The 26,030-nt window shown below is 62.0% G+C and carries 17 protein-coding genes; 8 read left to right on the forward strand and 9 right to left on the reverse strand.

What is annotated here, in order from left to right; translation table 11 throughout:
- Positions 1 to 40 precede the first annotated feature (40 nt).
- The 7 genes from EYW45_RS22505 to EYW45_RS24745 all read left to right on the forward strand — a co-directional run bounded on the left by EYW45_RS22505 (position 41) and on the right by EYW45_RS24745 (position 10,819).
- A complete protein-coding gene (locus tag EYW45_RS22505) occupies positions 41 to 2,242 on the forward strand; it encodes an ABC transporter substrate-binding protein (RefSeq protein ID WP_235939237.1) in 2,202 nt (733 codons plus the stop codon).
- Positions 2,239 to 3,216, forward strand: coding sequence for an ABC transporter permease (locus EYW45_RS22510; protein ID WP_161137676.1), 978 nt, complete (start codon positions 2,239 to 2,241; stop codon positions 3,214 to 3,216). The genes EYW45_RS22505 and EYW45_RS22510 overlap by 4 nt, the downstream gene beginning before the upstream one ends.
- 6 nt (positions 3,217 to 3,222) lie before the next feature.
- Positions 3,223 to 4,704, forward strand: coding sequence for an ABC transporter permease (locus tag EYW45_RS22515; RefSeq protein WP_161137677.1), 1,482 nt, complete (start codon positions 3,223 to 3,225; stop codon positions 4,702 to 4,704).
- 17 nt (positions 4,705 to 4,721) lie between these two features.
- Positions 4,722 to 6,434 carry an ABC transporter ATP-binding protein gene (locus tag EYW45_RS22520; RefSeq protein ID WP_161138034.1) on the forward strand — a complete coding sequence of 571 codons (1,713 nt, stop codon included), beginning with the start codon at positions 4,722 to 4,724 and terminating at the stop codon, positions 6,432 to 6,434.
- A gap of 5 nt (positions 6,435 to 6,439) precedes the next feature.
- Positions 6,440 to 6,979, forward strand: a complete 540-nt coding sequence (locus tag EYW45_RS22525) for a DUF1178 family protein (protein WP_161137678.1) — start codon at positions 6,440 to 6,442, stop codon at positions 6,977 to 6,979.
- Positions 6,980 to 7,237: 258 nt separating this feature from the next.
- Positions 7,238 to 8,539, forward strand: coding sequence for an MFS transporter (locus tag EYW45_RS22530; protein WP_161137679.1), 1,302 nt, complete (start codon positions 7,238 to 7,240; stop codon positions 8,537 to 8,539).
- Positions 8,540 to 8,848: 309 nt separating this feature from the next.
- On the forward strand, positions 8,849 to 10,819 hold the full coding sequence (locus tag EYW45_RS24745; protein ID WP_202444864.1) for a TonB-dependent receptor domain-containing protein: 1,971 nt from the start codon (positions 8,849 to 8,851) through the stop codon (positions 10,817 to 10,819).
- Here EYW45_RS24745 and EYW45_RS22540 read toward each other — a convergent pair.
- The 9 genes from EYW45_RS22540 to EYW45_RS22580 form a co-directional block, all read right to left on the reverse strand.
- Entirely contained in the window at positions 10,809 to 12,239 is a 1,431-nt protein-coding gene (locus EYW45_RS22540) for an ATP-binding protein (RefSeq protein WP_202444865.1), read from the reverse strand. The two genes, EYW45_RS24745 and EYW45_RS22540, sit on opposite strands and share 11 nt — an antisense overlap.
- Positions 12,224 to 12,967, reverse strand: a complete 744-nt coding sequence (locus EYW45_RS22545; RefSeq protein ID WP_161137680.1) for a response regulator transcription factor — start codon at positions 12,965 to 12,967, stop codon at positions 12,224 to 12,226. Before EYW45_RS22545 ends, EYW45_RS22540 begins: the two co-directional genes overlap by 16 nt.
- Positions 12,968 to 13,059: 92 nt before the next feature.
- The gene (efp, locus tag EYW45_RS22550; RefSeq protein WP_161137681.1) at positions 13,060 to 13,617 is read right to left on the reverse strand and encodes an elongation factor P; all 558 of its coding nucleotides are present in this window, start codon (positions 13,615 to 13,617) and stop codon (positions 13,060 to 13,062) included.
- A 109-nt stretch (positions 13,618 to 13,726) separates the two neighbouring features.
- Entirely contained in the window at positions 13,727 to 14,929 is a 1,203-nt protein-coding gene (earP, locus tag EYW45_RS22555) for an elongation factor P maturation arginine rhamnosyltransferase EarP (protein WP_161138037.1), read from the reverse strand.
- Between the two features lie 21 nt (positions 14,930 to 14,950).
- Positions 14,951 to 16,153, reverse strand: coding sequence for a DUF2863 family protein (locus EYW45_RS22560; protein ID WP_161137682.1), 1,203 nt, complete (start codon positions 16,151 to 16,153; stop codon positions 14,951 to 14,953).
- A gap of 188 nt (positions 16,154 to 16,341) precedes the next feature.
- Positions 16,342 to 19,047, reverse strand: a complete 2,706-nt coding sequence (acnA, locus tag EYW45_RS22565; RefSeq protein WP_161137683.1) for an aconitate hydratase AcnA — start codon at positions 19,045 to 19,047, stop codon at positions 16,342 to 16,344.
- A 385-nt stretch (positions 19,048 to 19,432) separates the two neighbouring features.
- Positions 19,433 to 20,437: a Bug family tripartite tricarboxylate transporter substrate binding protein gene (locus EYW45_RS22570; RefSeq protein WP_161137684.1), complete on the reverse strand. Its 1,005-nt coding sequence runs from the start codon at positions 20,435 to 20,437 to the stop codon at positions 19,433 to 19,435.
- A gap of 255 nt (positions 20,438 to 20,692) precedes the next feature.
- The gene (locus EYW45_RS22575; RefSeq protein ID WP_161137685.1) at positions 20,693 to 22,906 is read right to left on the reverse strand and encodes a TonB-dependent receptor; all 2,214 of its coding nucleotides are present in this window, start codon (positions 22,904 to 22,906) and stop codon (positions 20,693 to 20,695) included.
- A gap of 172 nt (positions 22,907 to 23,078) precedes the next feature.
- Positions 23,079 to 23,564: a GNAT family N-acetyltransferase gene (locus tag EYW45_RS22580; protein ID WP_161137686.1), complete on the reverse strand. Its 486-nt coding sequence runs from the start codon at positions 23,562 to 23,564 to the stop codon at positions 23,079 to 23,081.
- Positions 23,565 to 23,867: 303 nt separating this feature from the next.
- On the opposite strand from EYW45_RS22580, the gene EYW45_RS22585 reads away from it, so the two are divergent.
- Positions 23,868 to 25,883 carry a PhoX family protein gene (locus EYW45_RS22585; RefSeq protein ID WP_161137687.1) on the forward strand — a complete coding sequence of 672 codons (2,016 nt, stop codon included), beginning with the start codon at positions 23,868 to 23,870 and terminating at the stop codon, positions 25,881 to 25,883.
- Positions 25,884 to 26,030 lie beyond the last annotated feature (147 nt).

Consider the following 26,030-nt stretch of genomic DNA (forward strand, 5'->3'; position numbering starts at 1 on the left):
GATCGTATGGTTGAGAAATACCGTGTTGGGAATCGCCGCCATGTCGGGTGCGGCGGGCCCTGCGACGGCGGCGAGTCCGATCAATAGTCCCTACGAAGCGGGGGCGGAATCGGGCAATACGTTGTTCGCGGCCTTTGCGGGCCGATCGCCCAAGTACCTCGATCCGGCGCAGTCGTATTCGGTGGACGAAACCACGTTCACCTACAACATATACGAACCGTTATATGGTTATGACTACCTGAAGCGACCCTATGTGCTGACGCCGCGCGGGGCGGCGGAAGTGTTGGCCCCGCGCTATGTGGACGCACAGGGACGCCCCTTGCCCGACGACGCGCCGGGCGACGCCATCGCCGAGAGTATCTACGACATCCCCATCCGCCGGGGCGTCCGGTTTCAGCCGCATCCGGCGTTTGCCACCAAGGCCGACGGCACGAGCACCTATTTTCCATTGGCGCCGGACGCCCTGAAAGATATCGTCGCGGTGCCCGATTTCAAGGAAACCGGAACCCGCGAACTGACGGCAGCCGATTATGCCTACGGCATCAAGCGCCTCGCCAGTCCGCGCGTCGCCTCGCCGATTTATTCGTTGATGGCCGATTACATCGTCGGCTTCGATGCGTACGGCGCTCAGCTCAAGCAGGTTGATGCCAAGCTGCGCGAAGGCGTGCCGCCGGGCGGCCGTGATCTGCCGTGGCTCGACTTGCGCGCAACCGACGTCCCGGGCATCGAGGCCGTCGACCCGCATACGCTGCGTATCCGCATCAAAGGCAAGTATCCGCAATTCAAGTATTGGCTGGCGATGACCTTCGTGGCGCCGATTCCCTGGGAGGCCGATCGGTTCTACAGCCAACCCGGCATGGCCGCGCGTGACTTGTCGTTCAATACTTGGCCGGTTGGCACGGGCCCTTATATGTTGACGGAGTCGATTCAGAATCGCCGTCACGTCATGGAACGCAATCCCAATTTTCACGGCGAGCCGTATCCCTGCGAGGGCGAACCGGGCGATGCCGCCGCGGGCCTGCTCGCCGATTGCGGCAAGCCCACGCCGTTCATCGATCGGGCCGTGTTCAGCCTGGAAAAGGAAGCGATTCCGCTCTCGGGCAAGTTTTTGCAGGGCTACTATGATGTGCCGCAACTCGATCGCGGCGAATATGGCGTGAGCATGCGCGTGGCCGCGAGCGACTCGCCCCAGAAGGCGTCGCTCTATCAAGACCGCGGCATCGCGCTGCCCACGACGGTCGAGACGTCCAACTGGTACATGGGCTTCAACTGGAAAGACCCGGTGGTGGGGCAGGGCGACACCCCCGAGCAGCAGGAGAAAAACCGCAAGCTGCGTCAGGCCATCAGTATTGCGTTCAATTGGGACGAATACGTGGCGGTGTTCGAGAATAGTCAGGCCGAAGTGGCCCATGGCCCGGTGCCGCCAGGCGTGCTGGGTTACCAGCCGCCGCCCGCCGGCATGAATAAAACGGTGTATGACGACGTGGGTGGCCGGCCGCAACGCAAGTCGCTGGATGAAGCGCGCCGTCTGCTTGCCGAAGCGGGTTATCCCAGCGGCCGCGCCACCAAGACGGGCGCGCCCCTGGTGCTGCACTACGACTCGATGGTGGGGGCGGGTGCCGATCCCCGATTCGATTGGATGCGGCGGCAGCTTTCACGCATCGGCGTGCAACTCGACGTGCGCGCGACCGACTACAACCGATTTCAGGACAAGATGCGCCGCGGTGCGGCACAACTGTTCCTGTGGGGCTGGAAGGCCGATTATCCGGACGCCGAGAATTTTCTATTCTTGCTGTACGGCCCGAACGCCAAGGCCGATCACAACGGCGAAAACGCGTCCAACTATGCCAATCCCGAATACGACAAGCTGTTCGAGCGGATGAAAACATTGGATGACGGGCCGGAAAAAGAGCAGTTGATCCATCAGATGACGGCACTCGTGCAGCGTGATGCGCCGTGGATGTTCGGCTACTTTCCGTTCTCGGGCGGTGCCTATCATCAGTGGGTAGGCAATGCCAAGCCCACGCAGATGGTGCGCAATACCCTGCAGTACATGAAGATCGATCCCGTTTTGCGCGACGCCAAGATCCGGGAATGGAACAACCCCATCTGGTGGCCGCTGATCGTGCTGGCGCTCGTTATTGCGCTGGCGATTTTGCCCGCTTATGTCACCTACCGCCGGCGCAGCACGCGCACGGCTTTTGGCGCGGCGGCTCGCGCCAACGCGAAGGACTCCGCATGATCGCCTATATCTCTCGGCGCCTGGGCTATGGCGTGCTCATTCTGATCGGCGTCAATCTATTTACGTTTGCGCTGTTTTTTGCCGTCAACACGCCCGACGATATGGCGCGTCTGGCCATCGGCGGCCAGCGCGTCAGCCAGGACGCGGTCGAGAAGTGGAAAAGCGAACGGGGCTACGACAAGCCGCTGTTCATCAATCGTGCGGCCGAAGGCACGGCGCGCGTGACCGACACGATTTTCTACCAACGTTCGGTGCCGCTTTTGAAGTTCGATTTTGGCGCCTCGGATGGTGGTCGCAGCATTGGCAGCGAAATTCTCAACCGCATGGGTCCGAGTCTGGCGCTGGCAGTGCCGACCTTTCTGCTCGGTATCATCGTGAGCATCGTGTTTTCGTTCACGCTGGTGTTTTTCCGGGCGACGCGGCTCGATTTCTGGGGGGTCGTGCTTTGCGTACTCCTGCTCTCCATCTCAAGCCTGTTCTACATCATCGCGGGGCAGTGGATGTTTTCCAAACTGCTGCGGCTGGTGCCCTATTCGGGATATTTGAACGGGCTGGACGCGATCAAGTTTCTCGCGCTCCCGGTGCTGGTGGGTGTGATTTCGCGTTTGGGGCCGGAGGCACGCTTCTATCGAACGCTGTTTCTGGAAGAGGTGGGCAAGGATTATGTGCGCACCGCACGAGCCAAGGGGCTCTCTGAAACGGCGGTGATGTTTCGTCACGTGCTGCGCAATGCGATGCTGCCCATCCTTACCGGTACGGTATCGGGCTTGCCATTGCTCTTCATGGGCAGCCTGATCGCCGAATCGTTTTTCGGCATTCCCGGCTTGGGCAGCTACACCATCGATGCCATCAACGCACAGGATTTTTCCATCGTGCGCGCCATGGTGTTTCTGGGTTCGGCGCTATACATCGTGGGGCTGATTCTGGCCGACATCTCCTACACCTTCGCCGATCCGCGCGTTCGATTCGAGTAAGCGACCATGCCTGAATTCGTTTTTCTATGGACCGATATCGCCATGTTCGGCATGGTGGCCGGCGTGTTGTTGTACATCTGGCATGTGCGCCGCACGCCCACGCTGCGTGTGACGTGGCGGCGGGTTGCGACCGACGCACCGGCGATGTGCTCGGCGGTCATCCTGATGGCTTTCGTGACGGTGGGCTTGCTCGATTCCATCCACTACCGTCCGCTCTTGCCGCCTGTGGCCAATGCCGCGCCCGATGCGCCCAAGCTGTATGCCCCCATCGTGAAGTCGGCGCTGGATGGCTTGCTGGACGGCACGGTGCTGGCCAGCCCCGAAAAAACGTACTCGCAGCCGTTGGCCACGCGTCAGTTCACCAAGGAAACCGAAATCATCAACGATCAGCCGGTGCGCGATTTTCCGCGGCTGAAGTTTGGCGGCGCGCATTTGCCCGATCCAGATAGCGGACGCGGTCCCGACATTGCCTGGCGCCTCTTTGCGGGTGTCGCCGCCGGTCTGGTGTTCGCCTTGATTGCGGCCGTGGCGATGACCGCCGTGCAAGCGCGGCGCGGGGTGGGCTTTGCTGCCGCCCGGCGCGCCTGGATGCGCGGCGAGACCGACATGCCCTGGCGGGCCATCTGGGGCACCGTTGCGATTCTGGCCGTGGTGGTGGGTGGCCTGGGCGGCCTGGCGAGCGGCTACCACGCCTTGGGCACCGGCAACACCGGCAACGATGTGCTGTGGCAATCGCTCAAAAGTATTCGCACCGCGCTGGTGATCGGGAGCCTGACCACGCTGGCCATGCTGCCGCCGGCGCTGGTTCTGGGTATCTCGGCCGGCTATTTCAAAGGCCGTGTCGATGACGTGATCCAGTATGTGTACACCACGCTCACCTCGATCCCCGGCGTGCTGCTGGTGGCCGCCTGCGTATTGATGATGCAGGTATATATCGACGCCAATCCCACGCTCTTTCCCACCTCGGCTGCCCGTGCCGACCTGCGGCTCTTCATGCTGTGCATGATTCTCGGCCTGACCGGCTGGTCGGGACTGTGCCGTCTGCTGCGCGCCGAAACGCTCAAGTTGCGCGAACTCGATTATGTGCAGGCCGCTCGGGCTTTCGGGGTATCGCACTTCACCATCATGCGCCGCCATTTGCTGCCCAATGTGATGCACATCGTGCTCATCACGATCGTGCTCGAATTTTCGGGGTTGGTGCTGTACGAAGCCGTGCTGTCGTATCTGGGTATCGGCGTGGATCCCACCATGAATTCGTTCGGTTCGATGATCGATGGCGCGCGGCTCGAGATGTCGCGCGATCCGATGATCTGGTGGAGCTTGCTCACTGCCTTTCTGTTTATGTTGACGCTGGTGCTGGCGGCCAACTTGTTTGCCGATGCGGTGCGCGCGGCGTTCGACCCGCGCACCCAGCGATTCCGGCCGCGCCGCAAGGGGCAGGCGTCGGTGGCGGCAGCCACGCCTACCGTACCGGGAGTACCGCAATGAGCGCGCGCGATCAGGCCATGACAGGCACGGCGCCGGTGCTCGAGGTATCGGGGCTGAACATCACGATGGCGACCGAAGCCGGAATTCGTTCGGTGGTACAGGACCTGGCGCTGACGATCGCGCGCGGCGAAACGTTTGCGCTCGTGGGCGAATCCGGATGCGGCAAGAGCGTGACCGCGCTCTCGTTGTTGCGCCTTCTGCCGGACGCGGCCCAGGTGATGGGCGGTGCGGTGGTCATCGCCGGTGAAGATGTCAATCAACTGTCCGAAGCAGATATGCGCGACGTGCGCGGGGCACGCGCCGGCATGATTTTCCAGGAGCCTGCGACCAGCTTGAATCCCGTCATGCGGGTGGGCGATCAGATCGTCGAAACGCTCCAGGCGCACACGACCCTGCGCGGCCGGGCGGCCCGCGCACGCGCCATCGATTGGCTGCGCCGCGTAGGCATTCCGGAGCCCGAACGACGCATCGACGACTATCCGTTTCAGTTTTCGGGCGGCCAGAAGCAACGGGTGATGATTGCGATCGCCCTGGCGGCCGAACCCACACTTTTGATTGCCGACGAGCCCACCACGGCGCTGGACGTGACGGTGCAGGCGCAGGTGCTCGACCTGCTGGCCGAAATCCAGCGGGATCTCGGCATGGCCATGCTACTGATCACGCACGATCTGGCAGTGGTACGCAACACCGCTCATCATGTGGCACTGATGCGCGCCGGTGAAATCGTCACCAGTGCGCCGGCGGATCGGTTTTTTGCCGCGCCCGACCATCCTTATGCGCGCGAGCTGTTTGACGCCATTCCCACATTCGAGAAGCGCGGCCATGCGCTTTCGGCCGCCGGCGGCGTGCGCGAGGAGGCCGCGCGGGCGGCAGGTGCGGCCCGGCCGTTTGTCGAGCGGGTGACGCCGTCCGGTGCGCCGCTGCTTGTGGTGAAAGATCTGCGCGTGCATTACCCGGTTCGCAGCGGCGTGCTGCGGCGCCCGGCATCTTGGATCAAGGCGGTCGACGGCGTTTCGTTCGACCTGCGTGCCGGCGAAACCCTGGCGCTTCTGGGCGAGTCGGGGTGCGGCAAAACCACGACCGCCAAGGCGTTGCTGCAACTCACCAGCGGGGCGCGGGTATCGGGCAACGCAACGCTGGGCGGGCAAGATCTGCTGGCGGCGCGCGGTCGGCCGTTGCGCGCGTTGCGGCGCGATATCCAGATCGTGTTTCAGGATCCGTTTGCGTCACTCGATCCGCGCATGCGCGTGGGCGCGATCCTGGAGGAGGGCGTGCACGCGCTCGTCCCCGATCTGAGCGCCACCGAACGTACCCACCGCGTGCGCAGCCTGCTGGACCGTGTGGGCTTGCCGGACGATGCAGTGTCGCGTTATCCCCACGAATTCTCGGGCGGACAACGGCAACGCATCGCGATCGCCCGCGCGCTGGCCGTCTCGCCTAAAATATTGATCTGCGATGAACCGACGTCCGCACTGGATGTGTCGGTACAGGCGCAGATTCTGGATTTGCTGCGCGAGTTGCAGGCCGAGCTGGGAATTGCATATCTCTTCGTCACCCACAATTTCGGTGTCGTCGAGTACCTTGCCGATCGCATTGCCGTCATGGATGGCGGTCGCATCGTCGAGGAAGGCCCGGCCGAATCGGTGTTGCGCCACCCGCAGCACCCCATGACCCAGCGATTGCTGGCCGCCGTGCCCCGGCTTGTGTTCGAGCCCGCTACCCCCATTTAACCTGCATGAGCCTGAAAGTTTTCGATCTGGAGTGTGCGCAGCACCACGTCTTCGAGGGGTGGTTTCGCTCGCATGACGACTATGAGACGCAACATGCCGGTGGGCTGATCGTCTGTCCGGTATGCGGCGATGCGCAGGTCGTCAAGCGCCTGTCGGCCCCGCGCCTGAACGTGGGTCACTTGCACCCGGCCGTCGTGTCATCGCCTTCGCGCGATCGTGCACCGGCGGGCGGCACCGACGTCGGTCGTTCGTCGGCCATGGCCCCCGTGCCTGGCGGGGCGAGCGGCAAGGGCGAACCCATGACGCCCGAGCGACTTGCCGCACTGCAGGTGGAAGTGTTCAAACAGGTGAAGGCGTTCGTGCGCCGCGCCGAAAACGTCGGCCCGCGTTTTGCCGAGGAAGCGCGCAAGATGCATGAAGGCGACACCGATACCCGCGCCATTCGCGGTACGGCCACCCGCGAGGAACAGGCGGCGCTTGCGGAAGACGGCATCGATATCGTGGCGCTGCCCGATATCTTCGACGGCGACGACAATCTGCACTGACCGATCGTGCGCGGACAAAGGTTGCATCGTGTGACGCTCGCAGGGGTCGACGTTGCATTGGCCGACATCGCGCGGGTGACGTCGGGTCGACGTCGTACTTGCAGAAGTTGCACTTGGACTGTCGGGCGGGCGCAAAAGAGGTAAAGTCACGGCCGCAGACATCCTACAACCCTCCTGTGGGCCGATGCGCGCTGTGCTCCAGGCTTAGGCGTGCCTCGCGCACGACCTCAGGAATCGTCCCGCAATAAAGGACCTTTCGTGCAAGAGCAAGCAGTTCCCAAGAGAAACATTCTCGCGGCCGTTATCGGCAATGCGCTCGAATGGTATGACTTCCTCGTCTTCGCCTTCATGACCCCGATCGTGGCCAAGCTCTTCTTTCCGAGCAACCCGGCCGATCCCAGCGACAACATCAACCAGATTCTGTTGACCACCGCCGTCTTCGGCGTGGGCTTCTTCATGCGGCCCGTAGGCGGCATCATCTTGGGGCTATACGGCGATCGCAAGGGCCGCAAGGCGGCCATGGTGATGGTGACCGGCCTGATGGCCGTCGCCATTGCGCTGATCACGCTGGCACCCACGTATGCGGCAGTCGGCCTGCTGGCGCCGATGTTCATCGTGATGGCGCGTCTGCTGCAAGGCTTCGCCGCCGGCGGTGAGTTCGGCACCTCGACGGCGCTGCTGATCGAACTGGCTCCGGCCGGCAAACGCGGCTTTTACGGGTCGTGGCAGATGACCGGTCAGATGACCGCACTGCTGCTCGGCGCTGCGATCGGTACCTTGATCACCGATATCTTCACCCAGCAGCAGTTGATGGATTGGGCCTGGCGCCTGCCGTTCGCATTCGGTTTGCTGATCGTGCCCGTGGCGATCTACATTCGCCGCAACGTGGAAGAGCCCGAAGCGTTCAAGCAACTCAAGGCGGCGCAGGCGGCCGGTACGGTCAAGCAGATCGGCGTGCTCGAAATGCTGCGCACCTATCGTCGCGAAACGCTCGTCGGCATGGGCCTCGTGGTGACGTGCACCGTCTCGATCTACATCACGTTCACCTACCTCGTGACGTTCTCGACGGTGACGCTCAAACTACCGTTGCACGATACCTTCCTGGTTCAGATGGCGGGCGCCGCCTTGATGGTGGTGCTGATGCCGTTCATTGGTGCCTGGTCCGATCGCATTGGCCGCCGCCCGCTGTTGATCGGTTCGCTGCTCGGCTACATGGTGGTGCTGCTGCCGTTGTACGCGTGGCTGACCAATGAACCGTCGATCAGCAAGCTGCTGATCGTGCAGGTGATCATCAGCGTGTTCGTCGCCGCGTTCTTCGGCGTCTTCAGCACCGTGATGGCCGAAATGTTCCCTGCCAACGTTCGCTCGGTGGGTATGTCGATGGCCTATAACGTGGCGGTGATGATTTTTGGCGGCTTCGCCCAGTTCATCGTCACCTGGCTCATCCGCACCACCGGTTCGCCGATGTCGCCGGCGTACTACGTGATGTTCGGCGTGGCGCTGGGATTGGTGGCAGCGTTCTTCGTACGCGAACGCGCACATGATGCGAGCATCGATTAAACGCTGCATTTGACGTTGCAGTAGTGAAGCGCTGCAACTGAGCGCTGCGACTGAGCATTGCAACGGAAGCGCTGCAACGGAAGCATCGCAATCAGGCGCCCACATCGCCATCACCCCCAACGTTGTTTGGCCATGCCGCCAGCGTTTGGGGTGTTTTCTTTGGGCGACGCGAACACAGCAGCGTAATCGACCGCCAGCTAGGGGACACCGCTGCGGTTCAAGGCAGGCATTCCTGTCTTATCTTGTCCAATATTCCGGGCGACGAATGAATACGATTCTCGTTTTCATTTGATTACGCCAAGGAACGTTATGTCTTCTTCGCCGCCCCGGTGGTCATGGGCACTTCTGACGCTCGCTGCTACGGCCACTGCAGCCCAATCGCAGTCCGCCACTACGCCACCCAACGCGCCAACCCATGCGCCCGCCACGATGGATGCGGTCGTGGTCACCGCTTCGGGCTTCGAACAGCAGGTTGAAGATGCGCCCGCATCGATTACCGTCATCACCGGCGAAGAACTGCGCCGCCGGTCGATGCGCAACCTGGGTGACGCTGTGCGCGACGTCGAAGGCGTGGTCGTCAACGGCAGCGCGAACGAAGCGGATATTTCGATTCGCGGCATGCCGCCCGACTACACGCTGATTCTGGTCGACGGCAAACGGCAGAGCGGGCGCGATTCCCGTGTGAACGGCAACCGGGGTTACGAGCAAAGCTTTGTTCCGCCGGCGGCCGCGATCGAGCGTATCGAAGTCGTGCGCGGACCGATGTCGTCGTTGTATGGCTCGGACGCCATGGGCGGCGTGATCAATATCATCACCAAAAAAGTGGCGAACGAATGGGGCGGCGCGTTGACGCTGGATTACACCGCGCAGCAGCACAGCGACCAAGGCAACTCGCGCCAGGCGCAGTTCTACCTGAACGGTCCGATCAAGACCGACCTGCTGGGCCTGCAGGCGTGGGGCCGTTATCTGGATCGCCAGTCCGATGATGACGTCGAGCGCACGTTGGGCTATACGAAGGCACGTCATCGCGACGCCACGGTGCGCCTGGCCGTTACGCCTACGGTGAATCAGGAATTTCTCTTTGAAGCCGGTGAAACGAGGCTGCGCAACGGCAACGGCCTGAGTCCCAACTGGGCGACCCGCCAGCAGGATAACGATCGCAGCCACTGGTCGATTTCCAACCATGCGCGCTGGGGCCGTGCGCAGTCCGATATGTCGATCTCGCATGAGAAGACATCGCGCGATGGCCTGGCCACGCCCGATCAAACCGACGTCTATGGCCGCAAACCGGAGGTCGAAAACACGGTGTTCGATGCCAAGCTCGTCGTGCCGTTTGCGAATCACATTGCGACCGGCGGCGTGCAATGGAACCAAGGCAAGGTGCATGACTGGAACCAGGGCCTGGGCGATCGCAACCAGTACACGTTTGGCGTGGTGCAGAAAGCCGTCTTCGTCGAAGACGAATGGGCCATGACGGATCGGTTTTCGCTCACGGGTGGCGTACGGTTGGACGATCACGAACAATACGGCTCGCATGTGAGTCCACGTCTGTACGGCGTGTGGCGCACGACGGACAACTGGACGCTGAAAGGCGGAGTGTCGCGCGGCTTCAAGGCGCCGGAGATTCGGGCGGTGGTGCCGGGCTATGCGTACTTGCGTCGCAATACGTTCGTGATGTTGGGCAATCCTGATCTCGATCCGGAAACGAGCACGAACTATGAAGTCTCGGCGATGTGGTCCAACCGCGATAACTTATCCGCCGGCGCCACCGTGTTCTACAACGACGTCAAAGACAAGCTCTCGACCATTACCACCAACGACCGGTGGAATGGCTACCGCATCATGCAACGGGTCAATCTGGATCGCGCGGTGATCAAGGGGTTGGAGCTGAATGGCCGGTGGGACGTGATGCCTACCGTGGCCATCAAAACCAATTACACCTATACCGATTCCAAGCAGAAAGGGGGCGCCAATGCCGGCGCGCCGCTGTCGTTGATTCCGGAGCACAAGGCCAATTTGCGGGGTGAGTGGGCGTTTTCGAACCAGGCCAGCGTGTGGACGGCGCTCAATTACTACGGCAAGGAATACGGCACCACGATCGACGGTGAGCCGGCGCCCGCCTACACGACGGTGGATCTTGGCGGCTCTTACGACGTCAGCAAAAATCTGACGCTTAATGCCTCATTGAACAACCTGACCGATAAACGGTTGGACGATGACACGTACGGCACCGTCAATTACGGCCGCAATGTGTGGGTGAGTGCCAGCATCACGTTCTGATGCCGCCTGGCGGCAGTCGTATCACTGCGCACAGCCCGGCGGGCGGACGGTTCTCCAGCGTCAGCTCGCCGCCGTGCGCGTTGACGATCGATCGGGCGATGGCCAGCCCCAATCCAAGGCCGGGCGTATCGCGATGAGTGCCGTCATTCGATTCAATGCCGATGAGATCGGCCTCACGCGCGGCACCGTCGGTGCGCTCGCGGGCTTGAATGAAGGGTTCGAATACCTGTTCGAGCATATCCGGCGCAATGCCGGGGCCATGATCGAGCACTTCGAGCACGATCGCCTGGGATGGCGCAAGCCGCAATGAAACGTGCGCGTCGCCGCCGTGATGCAAGGCGTTGTCGATGATGTTGGTGATCGCACGCTTGAGCGCCACCGGCCGGCACAGACACCGGACCGGATCCGCCTGCGCCCACCGCACCGGCTTGCCCATCAGGGTGTAGCGGCGCAACAAGTCGTCAACGAGCGCGTTCAACGACACCATCGAGGTGGGCTCGGCCACCGCATCGCCGCGCACGAAATCCAGTGTTTCGCGCACCATGTAGCGCAGCTCATTCAAGCTCTCGAGCATGTCGTCGCGGGCGTCCGACGGGGTCATCAGTTCGACTTGCAGGCGCAGCGCCGTGATGGGCGTATTGAGGTCGTGACTGATCGCGGCCAGCATGCGCGTGCGCGTTTGCATGTGCCGGGTAATGCGCTGCTGCATCGTATTGAACGACGCGGTGAGCTCCCGGGCTTCCAGCGGTCCGCTGGGTTCGAGCGGCGGCACTGTTTCGCCACGGCTGAATCGTTCGGCATGCTGTGCCAGGCGTTTGATCGGGCGCACCACGCGATAGATCGAGAACAGCACGACGAGCAACACCGGCAAGGTGCTCACAGGCAACGAGTACGCCAGAATGCGCTGCCATTCGTAGCCACCGGAGGGGTGCTGGAGGGCATTGAGCCAGGTACCGTTTGGCAGCTGAATGCTCGTGCGCAGCCGCAACGGCGCCCAACCAGCGGGCGACAGAAAAAACGCACGCGCATGATCGCCAGTGACGCGCTCGAGCTGCATGAAAATCGGCGTGCCGTCACGCAAACCGGCGCGAGCCAGCAGATCGCGGGCGATGGCGCGCTCCTCGGGCCGCATCTCGAAGGGCGGTACGTCTGCGCTGCCGGCCACCCACAGCCGGGTCGCGTCGTCCGACACGTCGGTGAGAAATGTGGCGGCCGCGGTCGGTGGCATACGCCGTGTGGCTTCGACGGCGGTGGCCATCACCGAGAGCACATGCGAGCGCGAGAGGGGATGGATCAGTGCGCCGACGTTTTGCAGCCATACGGCGGCGATCACGCTGGACGTGAGCAGTGCAATCACGAACAGCACGCCAAGTTGCGTGGCCATGCGTTCGGGACGCAGACGCCTCAGGATGCCAGGCATGTGACGTCCGCAGTGAGCACATACCCGTCGCCCCACACGGTGCGCAGGAGGTCGATTTCGCGGGTGGGATCGGATAACTTCAGGCGCAGGCGGCTGACCTGGCGATCGATCGAGCGGTCGAACACTTCGGCGCCTGGGCGCGTGACCAGATCGATCAGGCGATCGCGCGCCAGCACGGTTTGCGGATGCCGCAGAAAAACGTGCAGCAGACGGCCTTCCGCCGTGCTGAGTTTGACCCACGAGCCATCCGGACGGCTCAGCACGTTGGCGCCGGCGTCATAGGTCCAGTTCGCAAAGCGGTATCGCAGATCGGCCGTCGGCGCGGGGGCCAGCATGACTTCCGTCTGCTTGGTCTGCTGCACCCCGCGGCGGCGCAACACACTGTGGATGCGCGCGACCAGCTCTCGCGGCTCGAATGGTTTGACCACATAGTCGTCCGCGCCCAGATCCAGCCCCCGCACCCGGTCGGCCGATTCGCCCAGTGCCGTCAATAAAATCACCGGCACGTTCATGCGGCGATGCAACGTCTGGCAGAGATCGAATCCGTTGCCATCCGGCAAGCCGACGTCCAGCACGATCGCGTCGAACGCAGTGTGCGCCAACATCGACCACATTTGCGCAGCGTCGCCTGCCGTCACGACGTTGAAATCGTGGCGTCGCAAATACAGCGCGAGCGGCTCTCGCACTTTGCGGTGATCGTCAACGACGAGAATCGTGGGCTGAGACATGGCTTCGCATAGAAAAAGCCCCCGGCAATGAACCGATCCCAGAGCGGGGGGCGGTTCAGCGCGGGGGCTTTCTTGTAGCGCAGAGAGGTGATTTACATCACGCGGCTGCGGTACTCATTGGTGCGGGTGTCGATCTCGATCTTGTCGCCGATGGCGCAGAAGAGCGGCACGCTGATGTCATAGCCCGTGGAAAGCTTGGCAGGCTTGAGCACCTTGCCCGACGTGTCGCCGCGGACAGCCGGCTCGGTGTAGACGATTTCGCGCACGATCGTCGTGGGTAAATCGACCGAGATGGCGCGGCCTTCGTAGAAGGTCACTTCGGCAGGCATCGCGTCTTCCAGGTAGTTGATCGAATCGCCCATGCTGTCGGCTTCGATCTCGTACTGGTTGTACTCTTCGTCCATGAACACATACATCGGATCGGCGAAGTAGGAGTACGTCACTTCCTTGCGATCGAGGTTCACGACGGTGAATTTTTCGTCGGCCTTGTAGACCGACTCGCTGGCCGAACCGGACAGCAGATTCTTGAACTTCAGTTTGCAGACGGCAGCGTTGCGGCCGGACTTGTTGTATTCGGTCTTTTGAACGACGAGGGGGTCCTGGCCAACCATGACCACATTGCCGACTCGCAATTCTTGAGCGGTTTTCATTACTAAAACTCCGTTGGGGAATGCTCCGCCAGAGTCTTTGCCGGGCGAGCACTAAAAAAGACAACCCAATATTCTAGCGTTTCCTGTCAGTTGTGTCTTTTTTTCGCGATCAATCCGTCGCGCGCACGCCATAGTTGGCGATCGTGCTGGCCAGATCGCGATGTGCAGCGACGGTGGCGGCATAGCGCTGGGCGGCAGCGTGCCACGCCTGCCAGGCGGTCTCATCGTGCACCAGGGCAAAATCGGCGCGCTCCGCAGCGCGCACTTCAGGAGAGTCGCTTTGGGCGGGCAGCGGGGCAACCTTGCCGGACGGCCGGTTCACCAGCGCTGCGCCATTAAATGCGCGATTGGCGTCCTGGGCGGCTTCCGGCCAGCCGGTGCGTGCCAGGAAGGCATTCAGTTTGACCTCGTGTGCGGCGTCTTCCTGGGGGTAGATGTGCCACAGCAGCGGGCGCCCGGCCCAGAGCGCACGCACCAGCGAATCCTCGCCCCGCACCACGTTCAAATCCGCCAGCCACAGCAGGCGGTCGAACGCCTCGTGCGGTACGAACGGGATGCGGCAGAGCACCAGTTGCGCGCGTTCGGCAGGCGGTAGCGCGGCCAATGACGATTCGGCTTGCGGGGCGACGCCGTACGGTGCGATCAGCACACTGGGACGGTGGCGCTGCGCGAAGGCGGCGAAAAGCGCCTGCAACGGTGCATCGGGGTAGCAAAACAGCGATACCACAGCGGCGCCTTGTGCGATCCGTGTGCGCGTATTGGCCGGCACGCCACAGGTCTTGAGCAGAGCGTCCTGCGCGTTGGGATCGGCTTGAAACCGATCGCGTGCAAGCAACAGATCGCGCTCGCGCAGCAATCCGCCGGTCCGGGTTGTAAAGCCGGGAAAGCAGAATATCTTTTCGAGGCCGTCCGGACGACGCGAGTGCAAACCGTGGCAGCCCTCGATCCAGTCTTCTGCGCTCAGGTATTCGAGATTGATCCAGACGGGAGGCGTGGCCATGGCCTGCATGGCCGTCACGAACCCGGCAGGCGGATCGCAGGCGAAGGCTTCGATGACGACGTCTTGAGGCATCAACGGCCCGGCACTCGCATGCGGCGCAGCATCGCGCCACGCAATCACTTCGACCGCGTCCAGCATCTGCCGGGGCGCCTGAACATCGAGCGTGGGCGCAAGCCGCGCAAAGCTGTGCAGGTCGTCGACCCAGAGTCGTACATGCCAGCCGTGTTCGGCGGTCAAACCCCGCGCGAGCCGCCAGCACACGCCGATATCGCCGAAGTTATCGACGACCCGGCAAAAGATGTCGGCGGTAATCGCGGGTGTAGCGGGCACGACTCAGTGAAAATGCGCCGGCGTGGCGTCGGCGTCGTCGGGCAGTTCGGCGTGCACCATCTCACCCAGCGGATTGGGAAAGAACGGCGCGCCGCAGTCTTCGCAGTACTCAGCGGGCACAACGCCCGGAATCCGGCGCACTTCGGTCACGCCGAGTTCCTTCAACTGCGCGACGATCTCGTCCACCGTATCCGGCTGGCCTTCGGGAATGATGGCGTCATCTTCACGGCCGTAAAGCGGCCACACGCAGCCGTAGAACACGTCGTTGCTTTGACGCGCGGTGAAGCTGATCCGATACTCGTCGGCCCGCGTTTCGCCGCAACCGGCGATCACTGCGCGCAAGGCGGCGGGTTCGAGGTTGACCGCGCCTTCGAGCCACGTTACGGCAGCACGCAGCGACAGCGGGCGCACCCGGCGATCCGCTTCACGATTGCTGACGTAATAGGCATCGGGCAGCAGGCACTCGATGCCGCAACCCGGCAAGAGCGCTGCCAACGTGGGCTGAGCCTGCTCGATCCAGGCGGCCAGGCAACTGTCGCGCGTGGCGCCATCTTCGGCCTGCGCGTTTTGCCATTGGAACATCGGGGAACCTGCGGGCACGGCTGCGGCGGCGACCACATAGCGAGTGTCGGCGAGCATGTTGGCAATCTCGCCATCGTCGTTAAGCGCAGGCTTTGCCGTTTCGGCGCCCAGCGCCTGGGATCCGAGGCGCTGCAGCCAGGCCCAGGTTTCCGAGAAGGTGCGGGGCATCTGGTCGATGCAGACCAGATGCGGCATCAATGCCACGCGCACATCGTCGGCCAGAATATGACCGTGCAACTGGGCCACGATAGCCTCGCGCGCAGCGGCTGGCAGCGGCCCCGTGGGGATGGTGTAGCGCGTCCAGGCCACGATCGGCGCCACGACCAGCAGGACGTCGTAGCGCACGCCGTTCTTCTCGACCACGGCGGATTCGGACAGTGTTTCGGCCTGTTCGATCAGCACTTCGTAGGCACCCGGCTGGTTCTGGGCGAGATGCTCCAGCGCGGCTTCAAGCGGCGCATCGTTGCCGGCCTTCAGCAGTTTGGGAATGGCCTGGGCAAACTGCGACTCCCAGAACTGGTCTTCGACACGGCTGCCGGAACGATCGAGGCCGTCGGCAAGCGCGATGAGACGCTGGGCGTCGCGGGTCAGGCGGGGCGATGCAGAACGGCGGGCACGGGGCATGACGGAGGGGCGATCCTGTCGTTGAAGCGGAACGGGTTAGTTTAACCGCTGCCCGCGCCGCGAGATAGGCCGATCCGCAAGGTTGAACCCAACACCCTGCGTTTAGGGGCAATGCTGTCTGCTTCCCATCCGCGCCGCATAAAAAAACGCCCGGCGAACCGGGCGTTTTGGGTTGTGCACGTGTGCGATCAGGCGGCCAGCAACTGACGCAGCACGAAGGGCAGGATGCCGCCGTTCAAGTAGTAATCCACTTCGATCGGCGTATCGATGCGCAGCAGCACCTTCACGTCCTGCTTGGTGCCGTCTTCGCGATGGATCGTCAGCGTCACGTCCTGCTGCGGACGAATGCCGTTTTCCAGACCCGTGATGTCGTACGTTTCGCGGCCGGTAATGCCCAGCGATTGCCAGCTGTCGTCACCGATGAACTGCAGCGGCAGCACGCCCATGCCCACCAGATTGCTGCGATGGATGCGCTCGAAACTGCGGGTGATCACCGCCTTCACGCCCAGCAGTTGCGTGCCTTTGGCTGCCCAGTCGCGCGACGAACCCGTGCCGTACTCCTCACCGCCGAAAATCACGGTTTGCGTGTTCTCGCTCACATATTTCATGGCGGCGTCATAGATCGACATTTGCTCGCCGGTGGGCTGGAACAGCGTTTCACCGCCTTCGAAGCGGGTGCCGTCAGCGGCGGCCGGGATCATCAGGTTCTTGATCCGTACGTTGGCGAACGTGCCGCGCATCATGATCTCGTGATTGCCGCGACGCGAACCGTAGCTGTTGAAGTCGGCTTTCAGCACGCCGTTTTCTTTCAGCCACTTGCCGGCGGGCGACGATTCCTTGATCGATCCAGCGGGCGAGATGTGGTCGGTTGTGACCGAATCGCCAAAGATACCCAAGGCGCGCGCGCCCGTGACGGCCGGCATGGCAGCGGGCGTCATGCCGAAGTCCTTGAAGAAGGGCGGCTCGGCGATATAGGTGGAATCAGGCCAGTTGTAGACGTCGCCATCCACACCCTTGATCTTTTCCCACAGCTTGCCGGGGTTGCTCTTGACCTGGGCATAGTTGGCTTTGAACACCTTGGGGTCCAGCGCAAACTTGAGCACCGCGTCGATTTCGTCCGACGACGGCCAGATATCGCCCAGCCATACATCGCCTTTGGTACCGCGGCCCACGGGCTCGGTCATCAGGTCGCGCAGCACGGTGCCGGCCAGCGCATAAGCCACCACCAATGGCGGCGAGGCCAGGAAGTTCGCCTTGATGTTCGGGTGAATCCGCGCTTCGAAGTTGCGGTTGCCGGAAAGCACCGCCGAGCAGATCAGGTCATTGTCGGCAATGGCCTCATTCAGATCGGGCGTGAGGTCACCTGCGTTACCGATACACGTGGTGCAACCGTAGGCCGCCACGTCGAAGCCGAGCTTTTCGAGGTAAGGCAACAGGCCGGTCTTCGTCAGATACTCGGTGACGACACGCGAGCCGGGAGCGAGCGAAGTCTTGATGCGCTTGGGCACCTTCAAGCCTGCTTCCACGGCCTTCTTGGCCAGGAGGCCGGCCGCGAGCATGACGCTCGGGTTGGACGTATTGGTGCAGGACGTGATGGCGGCGATCAGGATATCGCCATTCTGCACCTTGGTGCCGGCGCTGGTGGTGAATACCTGACCCAGACGTTCCGGGGCCTGGTTGAAGCCGTTCTCGGCGATCGGCTTGGAAAAGAGATCGGTGAATTGCGTTTTGACGTTGCCGATTTCGATCCGGTCCTGCGGGCGCTTCGGCCCGGCAAGCGAGGGCGCGACCTTTGAGAGGTCCAAGCTCAGCAACGTGGTGTAGTCGACATCCTTGGCCTTGGGCACGCCGAACATCTTCTGCGCCTTGAAGTAGGCTTCGAATGCCGCGATCTCGTCCTTCGTGCGGCCGGTGCCTTCGAAGTACGAAATGGTGCGTTCGTCGACGGGGAAGAAACCCATCGTGGCACCGTATTCGGGTGCCATGTTGCCGATGGTGGCGCGGTCGGTCACGGTCAGGCTGGCCGTGCCTTCGCCACAGAACTCGACGAACTTGCCCACCACTTTCTCGCGGCGCAGCATCTCGGTGATCGTGAGCACCAGATCGGTGGCGGTGACGCCCTCGCGCAGCTTGCCTTTCAATTCGACGCCTACAACGTCAGGCGTAAGGAAGTACACCGGCTGACCGAGCATGCCGGCTTCGGCTTCGATGCCGCCCACGCCCCAGCCGACCACGCCGATGCCGTTGATCATCGTGGTGTGGCTATCGGTGCCCACCAGGCTGTCGGGGTAGTAAACCTTATTGGTCTTGTCGAAGTGCACACCGCGCGCCAGGTACTCGAGGTTGACCTGGTGGACGATGCCGAAGCCCGGGGGCACGACGCCGAACGTGTCGAACGCTTGCATGCCCCATTTCATGAACTGATAGCGTTCCTTGTTGCGCTGGAACTCGAGCTTCATGTTCAGGTCGAGCGAATTCTTGGTACCGAAGTAATCGATCATCACCGAGTGATCGACGACCAGGTCGACGGGCACGAGCGGTTCGATCGCCTTGGGGTTCTTGCCCATGGTTTCAGCTACGGCGCGCATCGCGGCGATATCGGCCAGCAGCGGCACCCCGGTGAAATCCTGGAGCACGACGCGCGCGACGACAAACGGAATTTCGTCATTGCGCTTGGCGGTTGGCTTCCAGTTGAGCAGTTGCTTGACGTGCTCCTCGGTGACCTTCTTGCCGTCGCAGTTGCGCAATACCGATTCCAGCACGATGCGGATCGACATCGGCAATCGCTGCACGTCTACCCCAAGCGCCTTGCCCAGTGCGGGCAGCGAATAGTACTGACAGGACTGGCTGCCGATTTTGAAGTTTTTTAGTGTGTTGAACGTGTTATGCGGCATGAAGGACTCCGAGGGTAGGGTGTGTCCACAATAGAGAACGCCATTTTGTGGCGTTTTGAGCCGTTTGTCATGTCTAGTGAGGACCAAAACGTATCAAGTTCTTAGGTCTTATATCTTATATAAGACTTGTGGGGCGGTCAAGGTTGCCGGCACGGCTGACCATTGCATGGGCAGCCGTTCAGCAAGAATGATGCACGCTTTTCGTGACGATCGTTGGACGAATATCGCACCCTGCACTTCGCGCCGCAGACGTAAAAACACCCCAAAAGCGCGAACGGTGTTCGGCTATTGGGGTGCCTGGAGCGCTAGCGTGGGCAACTCCGCTTGCAGCGCGGCTGCGATCGCGGGCGAGTGACGCGCAACCGCCCGGTCGAAGCGTAAAGCGTTACTGCGGCGTGATGCCGGCGTTTTTCACCACACCGCCCCAGGTGGCGATTTCACTCGCCACGTCGGCTTTGAATTTGTCCGGTCCGATATAGACCAGGTCGGAGCCTTGAGCGGCGACCTTTTCGATCAGTGCACGCGAGCCGAGCACCTTCTCAAGCGCTTTTTGCAGCGTGGCAATGGCGGCGGGCGGCGTGCCCTTCGGCGCCACAAAGCCGAAGAGGTTGTCGGCCTCGAATCCAGGCAAGCCGGCTTCCGTCACGGTAGGCACATCGGGCAGGGACGACACCCGCTTGCTCGACGCCACAGCCAGCATTTTGAGCTTGCCGCCCTGCACCAGCGGCAGCGATCCTGTGATGCTGTCGAACATTAGAGCCGAGGTGCCATTGGCCAGTTCGGGGAGGGCTTGCGAGCTGCCCTTGTAGGGGATGTGCTCGGCTTGTACGCCGGCTTTCGAGACGAAGAGTTCCGATTCCAGGTGCGACAACGTGCCCGTGCCTTGCGAGGCGAAATTGTATTTGCCTGGCGAAGCCTTGAGCATGGCGATCAAGCTTTTGACGTCCGTTGCGGGTGAAGTGGCGGGCACCACCAGCGCATGCGGTGCATAGCCGACGCCCGCCACGGGAACGAAGTCGCCTTCCAGCGTGGCTTGCTTGTTCGTGTACAACGCTTCGGCAATGGCTTGGTTGGTGACCGCCGCGAGATAAAGCGTGTAGCCATCGGCCGGCGCGCGCGCGGCTGCGGTGATGCCGATCATGCCACCCGCGCCCGGGCGATTCTCAACCACTACCGATTGACCGAGTTCGGCGGCCAGTTGCTGGCTGACGGCACGCGCCATCACGTCGGTGGCGCCGGCGGGCGGAAAGGAAATGATGACTTGAATCGGGCGTTCCGGATACGCGGCGTGCGCAGATGGCGTGGCGGCCAGCGCAGCGGCGAATAATCCGGCTGCGATGACTGTGCGAGCAAGGATGCGGAAGGAAAGTGAACCGGGGTGCAGCGTCATGATGTGTTCGGGGTCCTGAAAAAAACCGCGCGGCAGGCGCGTAGGACCCAGACACATGCAATATCGATGCCAATTTCTTACACTTGGTATTGCTTACGATGCGCTGTCAGCAGACGAAAAAAACGCCCCGATATGGGGCGTTGGGCGTCATGCTGGTGCGTAGTCGGCGCACGATGATTGCATTGGTGCGCGTTTGCTGATGTGAACGCTTCGATCGCGCGCCGCACGCCATCGAACGCGTGTTGTCAGTCGCTGTCAGAAGTCGACCGACATCGACAGTTTGTAGATGCGGCCACGGCCTTGCGTGATCTGGGCGAAGTCGTTGCCCACTGTCGACCAGTATTGCTTGTCGGTCACATTGTCGACACCGGCGCGCCACACCACATTGCGATTGTCGATTTTGGTGGCATACCGAGCACCCAGATCGAAGCGGTTCCACGCCGGGATCTTGGCCGAGTTATTGGCATTGATGTACTGCGAGCCACGGCGCTGGGCATAGGCTTGCAGCGTCAGGCCATTGACGTAAGGCACGTCCCACTCTGCGCCCATCACGGCTTGATAGCGCGGCACGCCTACCGCGTCATTGCCGTTCTGCGCCGCGACTTCCGTGTCGCGCAGTTCCGGGTCCATGAAGGTGATGCCGCCCAGCAAGCGTACGCCGCGCGTGGCCTCGCCGTAAACGTTGAGTTCGATGCCGCGGTTGCGCTGCTCGCCGGCGCGACCGAAGACCCCAGTAACGACATCCGTGTAGGCCTCGGGTTTCTCGATCTGGAACACACCCACACTGCCGCCGACGGTGCCGAAGTCGAGCTTGACGCCCACCTCGGTTTGTTTGGTGCGGTAAGGGGCGAGCGTCGTGCCGAAGTTGATTGCGTCGGCGGGGGCGCTATCGCCGGCGGTCAAGCCTTCGATATGGTTGGCATAGAGCGACATGTAATCCAGCGGCTTGACCACGACGCCAAACACCGGCGTCCACACGGAGTCGTTGTAGGCGGCGGTCTGCACGCCGTCATAACCGAAGGCGTCTTGCTTGAGGGTCTGGCGGCGAACGCCGGCGGTGAAGAGCACGCGATCGTCCAGGAAAGACAGCGTGTCGGACAGTGCAACGCTGTAGAGGCGACGGCGATCGGTCACGTCGGGATCGCTGAAATTTCCAGCGATCAAGCCACCAGCCGGGCGAGGAATATAGACCGGATTGTTGATGTCGATGGCACCGCCACTCGCAAACTCGTAGGCCGTAGCGCCCTTGATGCGTGATGCCGATAGGGCGGCATTCACGCGGTGACCCACCGCGCCAGTCTTGAATTGCCCACGCAACCCGATTTCGCCTGTGGCTGAGTCGCGATCGTAAGGCACCGAGAGCCGGCTGAAGGTACCGATGCCTCTGCCATCGACGTTCGGCGTGGCGTAGTCGCCAAGCTCGCGATCGTGGCTGACGCCAGCCGCTGCATAGCCCATCCAGTTGTTATTGAAGTCGTATTCCGCCCGCAGCACACCAAACGTACTTTCCAACTCCGAGTATGTCCAAGGTTGGCCGTAGTTCGTGCGGTTGGACGGCGCAGACGGCACGTCGGTACCGATGACGCGGATCGTCGGACGCGGCTGCGAGAAGCGGTATTTCTGGTATCCGGCATCCAGCGATACGCGCAGTTGCTCGCCGCGGAAGTCCAGTCCCACCGTTCCCACCGTCAGGCGTTGATTTTCGTCATCGACCGACGTTTCGCCATCGCGATGAGCCGCGTTGACGCGGATGCCGAACTTATTGTCGGTGCCCCAGCGGCGGCCGATGTCCACGCCGCCGCCGACCTGCGAGTCGCTGGTGTAGTCGATGGTGGCGCGGGTAAGGGGATCCTCGCCCGCACGCTTCGGTTGAATATTGATCGAGCCGCCAAGACCCGACCCGCCAGGCGCCGCGCCATTCAAGAACGCGTTTGCGCCTTTGAACACCTCAACCCGTTCGATCATTTGGGTGGGCAGCACTTGACGGGGCAGGATGCCGTACAGGCCGTTGAAGGACAGGTCGTCGTTGTTGAGCGCGAACCCACGAATGGAGAACGTTTCGGCCGAGTTGCCGAAACCATTGCCAACCTGGATCGACGGGTCGTTCTTGACCACATCCCCCAGCGTGCGCGCTTGCTGGTCTTCGATCAGTTTCGACGTGAAGCTGGTCACCACGAAGGGGGCATCCATGTTGTCGATATTGCCCAATACGCCCAGCTGGCCGCCACGGGCCACTTGTCCGCCGGCATAGGGCGCAGCCGAGGGTGTGGCGATGCTCGCCTCACCGGTTACCGTGGTGGCCTCGAGCGTGGTCACGGGGCTTTGCACGGTTTGCGCCCAAGCCATCGTGGGCACGATCGCGGCGGCGATCAGTGCCGAGGTCAGCGCCAGATGCACGGCGAGTGGCAACGGTTTCAATTGGCTTGCGGGGGAGGATGCGGAGGGGGCAGACGGACGCGCAGTCGACATGGATCGCCTTGGATAGAAACAAACAACGCAATAAGAATGGTTTGTATTATCCGCTTGCAAACGTCGGCAGGCAACGAGAATGCAGCGGTGCGCAAGATGCCGCCTGCGATCTGTTGGATTTTTTACTCGCGCACGGGGAAGCTGCTCGCAACCCCCGATTGACGGGCGGCACTTAACGCGTCAACCACTTTTCCATCAAGAAGTTCGTCAGCGTCTGGCCGCGTAGCGGTACCCATTGCTCGGCGGTCAGCATAAAACCGCGCTTTTCGAAAAATGGCCGAGCGGTCACGCTCGCCTCGGTAATCAAGCGTTGCATGCCCTGGGTGGTGGCGGCCTGTTCGACTTGCGACAGCAAGGTGGTGGCGATGCCCTGGCCCTGGTAGTCGGGATGCGCGAACATCATGTTGACGTAGCCGTTTGGCGCCAGATCCGAAAAACCGACGACCGTGCCGTCGATCTCGGCGACCCAGGTTTGCTGCGTGGTGAGTGCTGCGGTAAAGGCCGCGAGATCCATGTTTTCCGGCGCCCATGCGCGGCGCTGTTCTTCGGAGTACTCGCCCGCTGCGCCACGATGGACTGCATCATGAAAGATGTCGAGAAGCCGGGGACCATCCTTGTCGTCATAAGGGCGAACGGCAATTTCGGTACGAACGGGCATGGGGAGCATCTCCAGAGGGCGGCGGCGCCATTCACAGACACGTCATCGTCGGCGTGTACAGCGGCAGCACCTTGGGGGTGTATAGCACAGACTGCGTCCATTGCGCACTCGTATGAAAGACGGAATAGCGCGCATCGCCGGTAACGCGGCATAAGTGCATGACAATCTAATGAAACCACGTGCAGTTTTGCATGTGGACGGACATCTGTTGCTGTCGCGTCGCCGAACGTTTCTCAACATTCAAACTGTCACAGTCGACAAATAGGATTCGCTTCGCCTCGATTCAACTTGGAGTCCTAAAAAATGTCGGAAGTGAATAACCAATCTCGTCGTCGCCTGCTCAAGATGCTCAGCGGCGCGCCTGTGTTGCCGCTGGCCAGCTTCGGCTCGCTGGGTCTGCTCACCGCCTGTGGCGGCGATGACGACGATGACGAGGACACCGGCACGCCCGTCACGCCGCCGCCGGTCGTCACCTTCACCTCGGCTGCATTCACGTCCATGGCCGCGCCCAATCTGAGCGATCCCGCCAAGATGGCGACCACCTTGGTCGAGTCGGCGATGGAACTCACATTCAGCGACGGCAGCAAAGAAACGATGACGCTCGCCTATAAACCGTTTTTCATTACCGGCGACCTCGTGCCGGATGGCAACGGCGGCACGATGTTGTCGGGTGGCTATTACGACATCAATAACAAGCCTATTATCGATACGTCGGTGCCGGGCTCGGCGCGTCAATTCTTTTCCAATTGCCCGGACGGCATGTCGATGCTCGCGCTCGAAAATGCAAATGTGCCCGGCATTACGGGCAAGCCGGTATTCGTCGTGGTGCAGTTCGAATACAACGATCACGATCTGGCCGGCAACAGCACGTACGGTCAACTGCCGTCGCCGATCGGCGTGCTCACGCTCGATCAGGATCAGGCCACGGGCAACCTGACGCTGGTGAAGTATCACAACGTCGATACGTCTTCGGTGCATGGATTGTGGATCACCTGCGGCGCCAGCTTGTCACCGTGGAACACGCACTTGTCCAGCGAAGAGTACGAGCCCGACGCCGCCGCCATCACCAGCACCACGCGCACCGATGCGGCCGCCCTGAGCGTGAAGAAGAGCTTTGCCGCCTTCAGCCAGCGCGTGTACAACGACCCCGCTATCGCCAAACCGTATCACTATGGCCACATGCCCGAGATTACGGTGCAGCCTGACGGCACCGGCAAGGTTGTGAAGCACTACTGCATGGGCCGCATTTCGCACGAGCTGGTCGAAGTCATGCCCGACAATCAGACGGTGCTGATGGGCGACGATTACACCAACGGTGGCCTGTTCATGTTCGTCGCGGATCGTCCGAAGGACCTTTCCTCCGGCCATTTGTACGTGGCGCGTTATGCCCCGGGCCTGTCGCTCGATGTGAACGCGGCCGGCGCCGGCATCCAGTGGATCAAGATGGGTCATGCCACCAGTGCGCAGATCGAAGCGCTGGCCAATACGCTCGTCACCAGCGACATCATGGATGTGCGCGTGGTCGATCCGGTCGATGCGTCGTTCACCAAAGTGTTTTCGGATGGCGTGGCCAACTGGGTCAAGCTGGTGCCGGGTATGGAGCAGGCGGCTGCGTTTCTCGAAACGCACCGCTACGCCGATCTGTTGGGCGCGAGCATGGCGTTCACCAAGATGGAAGGCACGACCGTCAACGCCAAGGACAAGATCGCCTATTCGGCTTTGGCCAACATCCAGGCGTCGATGATTCAGGGCGACAAGACGTGGCGCGCGTCGGCCAATATTGCCTTGCCCAAGGTGGTCAAGGCAGGCGGCATTCTGGCCCACACCCTGGCCGGTAGCCAGGTCGACACCACAGGCGGCGCCATCGGCAGCGAGTGGGTGCCCACGTCATCGAAAATGCTGTTGCTGGGCGAAGACATCGCAGCGGATGCATTGGGGAATACCGCCAACCCGGACAACATCGCCAGCCCCGACAACATCAAATTCTCGGAAAAGTTGCGCACCTTGTTCATCGGTGAGGACAGCGGCAATCACGTCAACAACTTCTTGTGGGCGTACAACGTCGACACGAAAGCGTTGTCGCGCATCCTGTCCACGCCGGCCGGTGCGGAAGCCACTGGCCTGCAGGCGGTGGACGAGATCAACGGCTGGACGTACATCACGGCCAACTTCCAGCACGCGGGCGATTGGGGCGCGATCCACAACGTGGTCAAGCCGGTGCTCGATCCGCTGATCAAGGCCAACTACAAGGACGGCTTTGGCGCAGCGGTGGGCTATATGACGGCAGTGAGTCTGGAAAAGAAGACGACTGCTGCGTAACGCAACGCCGGCTCAACGGCGCTCCTGGCCGGACGCCGGCCTCGTCGCCGGCGGCCATCATGGCCGGCGATGGGCCTTTGCCCGGCTCGCGCGCAAAAAAATGCCACGATGCGAATACATCGTGGCATTTTCATTATCGATCCGCTG

Origin of the sequence: Schauerella aestuarii, from assembly GCF_009866805.1 — a bacterium.
Classification (GTDB): Bacteria; Pseudomonadota; Gammaproteobacteria; order Burkholderiales; family Burkholderiaceae_B; genus Schauerella; species Schauerella aestuarii.

What these genes read in the sequence shown, in the direction of transcription:
- EYW45_RS22580 (WP_161137686.1), bottom strand. Translation starts at nt 23,564, where the DNA reads ATGCCCGTTCGTACCGAAATTGCCGTTCGCCCTTATGACGACAAGGAT.
- EYW45_RS22560 (WP_161137682.1), bottom strand. Translation starts at nt 16,153, where the DNA reads ATGCCCCGTGCCCGCCGTTCTGCATCGCCCCGCCTGACCCGCGACGCC.
- EYW45_RS22570 (WP_161137684.1), bottom strand. Translation starts at nt 20,437, where the DNA reads ATGACGCTGCACCCCGGTTCACTTTCCTTCCGCATCCTTGCTCGCACA.
- EYW45_RS22505 (WP_235939237.1), top strand. Translation starts at nt 41, where the DNA reads ATGTCGGGTGCGGCGGGCCCTGCGACGGCGGCGAGTCCGATCAATAGT.
- EYW45_RS22575 (WP_161137685.1), bottom strand. Translation starts at nt 22,906, where the DNA reads ATGTCGACTGCGCGTCCGTCTGCCCCCTCCGCATCCTCCCCCGCAAGC.
- EYW45_RS22515 (WP_161137677.1), top strand. Translation starts at nt 3,223, where the DNA reads ATGCCTGAATTCGTTTTTCTATGGACCGATATCGCCATGTTCGGCATG.
- EYW45_RS22545 (WP_161137680.1), bottom strand. Translation starts at nt 12,967, where the DNA reads ATGTCTCAGCCCACGATTCTCGTCGTTGACGATCACCGCAAAGTGCGA.
- acnA (WP_161137683.1), bottom strand. Translation starts at nt 19,047, where the DNA reads ATGCCGCATAACACGTTCAACACACTAAAAAACTTCAAAATCGGCAGC.
- EYW45_RS22520 (WP_161138034.1), top strand. Translation starts at nt 4,722, where the DNA reads ATGACAGGCACGGCGCCGGTGCTCGAGGTATCGGGGCTGAACATCACG.
- EYW45_RS24745 (WP_202444864.1), top strand. Translation starts at nt 8,849, where the DNA reads ATGTCTTCTTCGCCGCCCCGGTGGTCATGGGCACTTCTGACGCTCGCT.
- efp (WP_161137681.1), bottom strand. Translation starts at nt 13,617, where the DNA reads ATGAAAACCGCTCAAGAATTGCGAGTCGGCAATGTGGTCATGGTTGGC.
- EYW45_RS22510 (WP_161137676.1), top strand. Translation starts at nt 2,239, where the DNA reads ATGATCGCCTATATCTCTCGGCGCCTGGGCTATGGCGTGCTCATTCTG.
- EYW45_RS22525 (WP_161137678.1), top strand. Translation starts at nt 6,440, where the DNA reads ATGAGCCTGAAAGTTTTCGATCTGGAGTGTGCGCAGCACCACGTCTTC.
- EYW45_RS22585 (WP_161137687.1), top strand. Translation starts at nt 23,868, where the DNA reads ATGTCGGAAGTGAATAACCAATCTCGTCGTCGCCTGCTCAAGATGCTC.
- EYW45_RS22540 (WP_202444865.1), bottom strand. Translation starts at nt 12,239, where the DNA reads ATGCCTGGCATCCTGAGGCGTCTGCGTCCCGAACGCATGGCCACGCAA.